The sequence below is a fragment of the Microcoleus sp. CAWBG640 genome, assembly GCF_020883015.1.
In the GTDB taxonomy this organism is placed as follows: Bacteria; Cyanobacteriota; Cyanobacteriia; order Cyanobacteriales; family Microcoleaceae; genus Microcoleus; species Microcoleus anatoxicus.
The window spans coordinates 1-8,837 of record NZ_JAHRFC010000012.1 but is presented as its reverse complement, the minus strand read 5'-3'; the positions used below and the strand labels follow the sequence as shown (position 1 = coordinate 8,837).

Sequence of the window (8,837 nt, the reverse complement as noted above, 5' to 3'; positions counted from 1 at the left end):
AAGGTCTGTACAAGGAAAATTGTCAATATCCGCAGCACTGAGCCAACCTTCCTCTTCCCTCAAACTTATAGACAGCAAAATTTCCCAAGTATGCTCGTCAGCTTTCTGCCATTTTCCAGTTTTTAACAACTTTGTCAATGGGCGGTAGTCCATCCCGACTTCCGACAGCCGTGGAGTTTGCTCAGGCATTTGGCCTATTTTCTCTTCCAGCCGCAGGAGAGTGCTGGAAATAGCTTCTGGGTTCAATTGTTCCAGGCGGTACAAAACCCAGTCTAGCTGAGATTGGGTGTGCGATCGGGCGATCGCATTTTGCTGCAATTCCCCTTGCAACGCATCAAACCTTGTCTCCCAACTTTGTTGAGTGCAGGCAAATTCCCACATTTTTTTTGCCCACTCTAATCTAATTGCTTCTTTTTTTAAATATATTTTCGTAGGCTTATAACGCAATGGATAAGGTGTCAAATCCCAGCCACAAGTTGAGCAAAATACTGCTGTTTCTTCGACATATTCTGTATCGCATACTGGACATTTAGACATAGGAGAAGGAAGAAGGAAGAAGGAAGAAGGAAGAAGGAACGCTCGCGAGCAAGGTCGGAGACGGCAATGCCGTTTCCTTACGCCAAAGTAATATTGTAGGGCAATCCCCCCGTGGTTGCCCTCTCTCGATCGACCTAACAAGGCAAACGAATAGTAAACAAACTACCGTTTCCTAGCTCCGATTTTGCCTCAATGGTACCGCGGTGAGCTTCCACTATTTGGCGACACAAATGGAGTCCCAAACCGGTACCAGATCTTTTGTGAGTTCCCGGCCCAAACCTTTGAAATAACTTGGCTTGTTCCGCTGGGGAAATCCCCGCACCAGTATCTTGAATTTCAATGACAACCCAAGCTAGTGGTTGGTTTTTGAAGCTCGTAAAATCGGGAGAATTTGCCGCTTTTAAGCGAATGTCTATGGAACCGCTGTCAGTGAATTTAATCGCATTTCCGATTAAATTTGTTAGCAAACGGTACAACTCCAGGCGATCGCCGGGATACTTAGCAATGGGAGCACTTTCTGCACTTTCTGTCAAGTCTAAATTCACTGACAAACCTTTAGCATCGGCTAAGGGTGCGAGCTCTTGGGCTACCTCAGCGATCAGTTGTCGCAAGTCAACGGGTGCAAAACTTAGGGATTTGCCACCTGCTTCGTAGCGATATACTTCCAGCAGCATATTTACCATATTAATCAGGTTTTTGTTGCTGCGAACCATTGTGCCGAAAGCCTCGTGCATGGGGAGGGAGATTTCTCCCAGAGCACCTTGCTGCATTAAGGTTAACATTCGATCGGCTGCTACCAGTGGTGTCCGCAAGTCGTGAGCGAGTCGGGAGACAAAATCTTCTCGTTGAAGCGCGATCGAATTGCGCTCGTCTACGCTGTGTTTTAGTCGCAGGAGCGATCGCACCCTGGCCAGTAGCTCGTCCATTTCCACCGGTTTGCGGATGAAATCATCTGCTCCCATGTCCAACCCTTGCACTACGCTAGCACTGTCGTGAGCGGTGATCAGCAAAATCGGAATAAACGGCAATTCTGTTTTTTGCCTAATTCTTTTAGTCACTTCGTAACCATCCATTCCCGGCATCATCACATCTAGCAACAATAAATCTGGGGGAGATTTTTCAATTTGCAGCAAGGCCGAAAAACCATTATCTGCACTACTAATTTCGTAACCTTCTTCTTCCAGAATTGTCTCTACCAATAAAACATTATCTGGAGCATCGTCTACAACAAGAATGCGATCGACCTTGGTAGCATTCGGAACAGATAAATATTTCATTGAATTCTTGACCTGCTATTTTATACTATTTTTTTTAGTCTTCGACACCATTTTTTCACAGTTTGTAACTTTTGAACTCTCTCCTAGGGAATATATAAATATATTCACAATATTTAGCTATTAACTTCACAATTTTTATACAATTTTGCACAGTGATGCGATATGATTCACTACTTTGTTGCCATAGTATGCACGCCGTCCCAATCATCGGGTGGAGAGACTTTCAAGTAATTTAGAGAGCGTTCGATGTGAACTTCAACAGGTTTATCTTTTTGTCTGATTGCCAAGGCAGCCTCAAAAAAACTAATAGCTTGTTGAAAATTTCTAGCAATATAAGCCTCACGACCATTTTTGTAAAGTTCCAAGAACCTTTGAGTTTCCCCGTCTATAGGTTCTGAACTACTTTGTAGCAATTCGTAAATACCAACTGGCTGATTTTTGCCCTTAACTCGCACCTTATCTAACTCTCGCACCCAAATGCGATCGCTACACAAACTCAGGGTAAATTCACTCAAAATTATATCGCACCCATACTCCTTGGTAAGTTGTTCCAGGCGAGAACTCAAATTCACCGCATCCCCAATTACCGTATAGTCCATGCGTTTTTGAGAACCAATATTTCCTGAAACCACCTCTCCCGAACTAATCCCAATACCAAAACGAAATGGAATTTCACCGGGGCGAGAATCATTAAACTCTTTGAGCCGCTTTCTCATGTCCAAAGCTGATTTAACCGCCATCCAGCCATGAATTTCCGGGGGATTGAGCGGTAAGGGCGCGCCGAACACAGCCATTAAAGCATCACCGATAAACTTGTCTAAAGTACCTTCGCAGTGGAAAACAGCCTCCACCATCGTCTCAAAATACTGATTGAGCAGAGCAACAACTTCCGATGCTCCCAAATTTTCCGTCAGCGTGGTGTAGCCGCGAATATCTGAAAATAAAATAGTGACATCCTTGCGTTCCCCCACCATCAGGGCGTCGTCACCCAAGGCCATCACTTGTTCCACGACTCCGGGAGTCATGTAGCGAGACATAGTAGTTTTCATCCGCTTTTCGCGGCTGATATCTTCGAGTACCACCAAACCCCCCCGCACGCCTCCTTCGGGATTAGTCAGGGGGTTAACAGTCAAATTCAAACTGCGTTCAATTACCTTAATGTGAGAGCCGGAAATGGGGAGCGGACAGTAAGGGTAATAGGTAGCAGAATTATCAAGGGCGAATAGAGATTGGGAATTGGCCAATTGTAGCACTGCTAATTCTTCAGCCCAAGCAGCGTTTTCGCCCCAAGCATAATATAAACTAGGGTTATTGGGAGCGGGGACTGCCAAAATATAATTTTCTGTATCGGGGGAATTTAGAGATTTTTCTATCAAAAGTCCGAGGGTTAAACTTTGTTCGGGAACGTAATGTCTAGCAGCATGATTCAGGCTGTCTTGTAGTCGAAATTGCAAATTTTCGATCGGCAAAACTTCCCAAACATAGCGATTTATCAGTTTGTGTTCCCAAAGCTGGGGATTATCTTTAGTTTTATCTTGATTTACCGGACAGCCCAAAAGTTCGAGAGCAGCCTCATTGATAGTGACAATACGCCCCTGAAAATCAGTGGAAATAACCGCATCAGAAAGACTTTGTAACATATCTTTCTGATACTGTTTTTCGACCATCATATTTTCAAACAATTGAGAATTTTGCAGTGCCATGCCCGCCTGGGAATTGAAAGCCCGCAGAAATTCTTCATCGGAATTAGTAAAAGTTCCTTGGTTTTTATTAATTAGCTGAGTTACGCCGATCAACTCACCTTTAGCGTTATAAACTGGCATACACAAGACAGTGCGAGTGCGATATCCTGTTTGCTGATCTGTAGTGGGGTCAAAACGGGGATCGTCGTAAGCATCTGTAATATTGAGAGTTTGACCTGTAGAAGCCACATAGCCCGCAATTCCCCTATTAGCGGGAATGCGGATTTTAATCATAGTTTTGCCATCAGCCTTGGCGAGTTTTGTCCAAAGTTCGTTAGTTTCCCGATTTAATAAAAATAGCGTACTGCGGTCTGCCTGCATCAAGTCACGAGCTTGATCCATGACCGAGCGCAAAGTTGTTTCCAAGTCAAGACTTTGACCCAAAGTTGTCGTAGCTCTCAAGAGTGCCGCCACCCCTCGCTGATTGCGAGCGACGACATAGAAAGACTGACAGCTTTCGAGAATAATCCCGATCGAATCTGCAAACACCCGAAACTGTTGTTCGTCCTCTTCGTCAAAAGGTACATCCCCTGCTTTATTCAAAAGTCTGACTACAGCTACAGGTTCAGTTTCGCTCTTGCTACTAAAAATTGGCATACAGAGGATGCTCTTGATTTGATAATCGCAAGGTTCATCTACTTCCGAATTGAACAGCTCGTGTTCTCTGGCTTCTACGACATTGATCGATTTTCCAGTAGTTGCTACATAGCCCAAAATACCTGCATCCATCGGTAAACGAACTTCTACAGGTTTGCCGATAGTAACATCGACGGTTTTGTGCCAAAGTTGATTTTTGCTGGAGTCCACCAAAAAAATTGTCGTCTTGTCTGCTTGAAGGATGAGACCAATTTTGACAGTGAAGGCATCTAAAAGTTGCTCTAAGAGACTTTCGAGGGCTTCATTGTTAATCAGATCCATCGCCCGGATAAATTGCTGAAATTCAGCCGTGATAAAGTCCAGCAGACAGACTAATTCAGGAACTGGCAGGTTCTTAACACGGGAGGTTAATGCTCCCATCAGATTGACTTGAGTCAGTGTAGCCAGAACGCTACCAGCATTGGAGAATGTCATGATTAACTGCTTTTTTCGGAGGGTAGAGTGACCACTTATCAAAAACTAGATTTTGCTCGTGATTAAAATTTTGAGTTAATTTAACACTAAATGACTAGGTTAACCCGATTTTTGTATTTTGGTAATTTGGGTAGTTCAGTAAATTTACTTGGGTATTTTGTATAAGCTTTGAGCGTGGCTTTATGTACTACCCAAGCTGGCTCTAACTGCCTGATTTGTTGATGTACTTTGGTCAGAAGTACATTGTCATCAGGGAAATGAGACATAATTATTATAGACATCGTTTTTTTAAGAACCCCAATCTTGATGATGACCAGTCAAAATCGAGGTGCACTTAAGTTATAATACCCAATTAGCTGTATCTGCCAATTCACGATCGACTCAAAACCTCCAACGGGGAGATAAGTTCGCAGTTTTTTGCCCGATAGACAGTCACAGCATTGGATTCCTGGTATTGATGTGTCGCGGTTTCAGCCCATGCACCAGACCAAATACAGTCCGATCGAAGGCGTTTGATGTTACCCACACAATATTTTCAGGAAGCTATTCATAGTTTAATGTTAAACCAAGGAGGAGAATAGCTACGGCAATTGGAGCAGTAAAAAAACTTGGACTCTCGACAGAAAATCCTCACCCAATCCCTACTGTAATAAATTGTTGTCAATCCGTCACGCCACAGAAGACATGGACTCAGCAAAAATCACCGATTGATAGTAGCGCCGCAATTGTCCAGAAGCCGCGGCCCAACCCCAGCGTTCGGCTTCTGTGCGGGCGCTTTGGCGCAGATGTTCCCGTTCTGCGGGGTTTGCAAACAAACGCTGGGTAGCAGTAGAGGCTCCCATGTCATCAGTGGGGTCAAATAAATAGCCGTTAACGCCGTCAGTGACAATATCAGGAATTCCACCACTGCGTGCAGCCACTACGGGTGTCCCCGCAGCCATTGCTTCTAGGAGCACCAAGCCCAGGGTTTCGGTGCGGGAGGGAAAAATGAAGGCATCAGCAGATGCGTAAGCTGTTGCGAGTTCTTGGCCCTTGAGATAGCCGACAAAATTGGTGGGAGTGCCGGCAAAATATTGTTCTAGGGTTTGTCGGTGGGGGCCATCTCCCACGAGGGCGAGGCGGGCGCCTGGAATGGCTTCGAGAACTGGTTTGATAGCTTCAATTTCCTTTTCTGCACCGAGGCGGCCGACATAAAGTAACAGGGGACTATCGGGGTGATTTTGGGAAAGACGCGATCGCATTTCTCGACTAGCCAATTCCGGGACAAACATCTCAGTATCCACACCCCGCTGCCATAAGTCTACGCGATCGATCCCATGACTTCTGAGTTCCTCCACCATTGCTGTAGAAGTGCACAAATTCAGCTCTGCTTGATTGTGAGCACCTTTAAGTAATTCCCACAATAAAGGTTCCAGCATTCCAAAACCGTAGTGGTGCAAATACTTAGGTAAATGAGTGTGGTAAGAAGCCAAAATCGGAATATTGAGCTTTTTGCCATAATATATGCCACCCAATCCCAAAATAGCAGGATTAACCACATGAATAATATCCGGTTTAAACTGCTCTAATTGACGACCGATCGCCGGACTGGGCAAGGCCATTTTCAATTCCGGGTACATCGGCAAAGGCAAACCCTCAACACCATAAACCCTGGCCCCTTTATATTCTGTAATTCCGTAATCTGGGGAAAAGATGAGAACCTGTTCGCCCGCGCGTTGTAAGTGGTCTACAGTGTGAATCAGCCTAGTAACAATGCCGTCTATTTTCGGCCAGAAAGTTTCAGTGAAAAGAGCAATTCTCATAATAAATTGTTGAGGAAACCGAAAATTGTGCCAGAATGTGACGACCTGTTTTTAGCCATTTACTCGCTTGATTTAAATAGAGTTCTGTTAGCAGCTTCATCACCAGTAATTACGCTCTCTAATTTTTTAATTAACCGCAGAGGACACAGAGGACACAGAGCAAGAGAGCCAAAGATAGAGGGAAATTCATTCATAACTTGTAAACCCTTCTCTTCCCTTCTTTCCTCTTCCTTCGCGCCCTTCGCGCCTTCGCGGTTCCCTAAAAAAACTATTGCACCGCAGCTATCTGCCAGAACTTACCGCCAAGAAACCTTGGGTAAAATCTGATTTTTATCGACCCGATGCTGATATTTTGTAGCAAAATTCAGCAGAGAATCAAGCAGAGAATCCGACAAATAATGCGGTTGCAAACCGAGGTCTAACAGATTGCTGTTTTTCGCATTGAAATAATGTTCTTCTTTCTCGACCCTCGGATTTTCCAGGTGATTGATTTCTACCTTTAATCCCATTGCCGTGCCTGATTTTTGCACCAATGCAGCCAAGTCGCCGACACTGAATTGTTCAGTGAATTGGTTGAAGACGCGCAATTGTCCAGCTTGGGCGGGAGTGGCGATCGCCAATTCGACGCATCGCACAGTATCCCGAATGTCCAAGAAGCTGCGGGTTTGCCCACCAGTACCATAGACTGTCAAAGGATGACCGATCGCAGCTTGAATGCAAAATCTGTTCAAAGCTGTACCGAATACTCCGTCGTAGTCCAAACGGTTGATTAACAGTTCGTCCATGCCGGTTTCATCTGTGAGTACGCCGTAGACGACACCCTGATTCAAGTCGGTGGCTCTTAGCCCCCAAGTTTTGCAGGCAAAATGGATATTGTGCGAATCGTGGACTTTACTTAAGTGATAAAAACTTCCAGGCTGTTTGGGATAGGGTAGTGTATCCTTGCGCCCGTTGTGTTCGATCGTAATATAGCCTTCTTCGATGTCAATATTCGGCGTGCCGTATTCGCCCATTGTCCCCAATTTCACTAAGTGACAGTCGGGGAAATCTTCGTGAATGGCGTAAAGCAGGTTCAGTGTCCCAACTACATTATTGACTTGGGTGAGGACTGCGTGTTCGCGATCGATCATCGAAAAAGGTGCCGAACGCTGTTCGCCGAAATGGACTACAGCCTCTGGTGCAAATTTTCTCATGCTTTTGCTGAGAAAATCATAGTTGGTGATGTCACCGACAAACAAGTCGATCGACTTACCCGTTAAATCTTGCCATCGCTGGAGTCGTTGCTGAATCGGTGCAATGGGAGTGAGGGTGTCGCTGCACAGTTCCAGATCCCAGTGCCGCCGCACAAAGCTGTCGAGGATGCCAACTTCGTAACCTTTGTTGGAAAGGTAGAGTGCGGTTGCCCAACCGCAATAGCCATCGCCACCAATAACCAGGACTTTCATAAAACAAAGGTGAATCTTGCTTACCAATACTGGGTTAATGTACCAGGTATTGGTGCATTCTGAACCTTTTATCAAGGGAGTTCTTTGCTAAATCGCCCCCGGTTTTTTTGTATTAAACCTGAATTTCAGTGGCGAAGCTAGCTCGACGGGTGAATTCAAAGGGACCGGCGAGGGCTCCCCAGACGTGGGCGTCGGTTTCTGGGTCTCGCCCGCGATCGTGACTAATAAATTTGTCTCCATCAATCTCGAATTCGCTGTCTAGATAGGTGTTTTTGCCCTTTCTGACCACCATACAGCCTTTTCCTGGTTCAACAAACCCTTTGAAGCTGTGGCCGGTCCAGTGGGTAATAAAGGTGCACCCCGGCATTAGTTTAAATTCGGCTTTTTTGAGTTCTTGCAGCTTTTGCAGATCGCGGGAGGCGCCGTAGAATTGTTCTTCGTTGTCGATCGCGTAATTTTCGATATCGATGCGATCGCCCTTCGGCACTAATTTTAACACTCGGACTCGGTACGGCGTGTTGAGTTCGATGTCATAGGCTTGTTCTAGATAGAGACTGAGGCCTCCCAAAAGTTCCACGGGTAGGGGTCTCATGCAGACGCGGATGTGGGCAAAGAAGGGCGGATTTTCAAAAGCTTGGGCTTGGTTGCTGAAGTCGGAGGCCATCCAGCGGCCGAGGGTGAGGATATCGGTGGAATGAGACATTGCGATTTGAAATTGAGGGAAGTAGAAATTATTTTAGGGGAAATGAAGACGCGATCGCCCTTGAGATCCCCAACTTATTAAGGTAATATAAATTTATGAAGTAGCCACGGCTTGACATGAAACTACCCGATCGCATCACCGAAAAACGAGCGGGAAGCCCCTGGCTTTAGACATGGGGAGGAACGTGGCTGCGACTTGAGTCGCCTACATCTTTTAAGGGCGATCAATCTTTTGATAGTCGCCTAAAAAATGTTTTTTCT

General features: G+C 45.5%; 7 protein-coding genes. All 7 read right to left on the bottom strand.

Going from position 1 to position 8,837, the window contains the following annotated elements:
- On the bottom strand, positions 1–537 hold a 537-nt coding region (locus tag AAFP11_RS08720), incomplete at its 3' end, for a GUN4 domain-containing protein (RefSeq protein WP_341736691.1).
- A gap of 134 nt (positions 538–671) precedes the next feature.
- Positions 672–1,814, bottom strand: coding sequence for a hybrid sensor histidine kinase/response regulator (locus AAFP11_RS08715; protein ID WP_341736690.1), 1,143 nt, complete (start codon positions 1,812–1,814; stop codon positions 672–674).
- 170 nt (positions 1,815–1,984) lie between these two features.
- Positions 1,985–4,627 carry a GAF domain-containing protein gene (locus AAFP11_RS08710; protein ID WP_341736689.1) on the bottom strand — a complete coding sequence of 881 codons (2,643 nt, stop codon included), beginning with the start codon at positions 4,625–4,627 and terminating at the stop codon, positions 1,985–1,987.
- 370 nt (positions 4,628–4,997) lie between these two features.
- Positions 4,998–5,153, bottom strand: coding sequence for a hypothetical protein (locus AAFP11_RS08705; RefSeq protein ID WP_341736688.1), 156 nt, complete (start codon positions 5,151–5,153; stop codon positions 4,998–5,000).
- Positions 5,154–5,295: 142 nt separating this feature from the next.
- Positions 5,296–6,429 (bottom strand): glycosyltransferase, encoded by a 1,134-nt coding sequence (locus tag AAFP11_RS08700; protein ID WP_341736687.1) that lies wholly within the window; start codon positions 6,427–6,429, stop codon positions 5,296–5,298.
- Between the two features lie 296 nt (positions 6,430–6,725).
- Positions 6,726–7,874: an NAD-dependent epimerase/dehydratase family protein gene (locus tag AAFP11_RS08695; RefSeq protein ID WP_341736686.1), complete on the bottom strand. Its 1,149-nt coding sequence runs from the start codon at positions 7,872–7,874 to the stop codon at positions 6,726–6,728.
- A 112-nt stretch (positions 7,875–7,986) separates the two neighbouring features.
- On the bottom strand, positions 7,987–8,577 hold the full coding sequence (locus AAFP11_RS08690; protein ID WP_341736685.1) for a chromophore lyase CpcT/CpeT: 591 nt from the start codon (positions 8,575–8,577) through the stop codon (positions 7,987–7,989).
- Between the last annotated feature and the right edge of the window lie 260 nt (positions 8,578–8,837).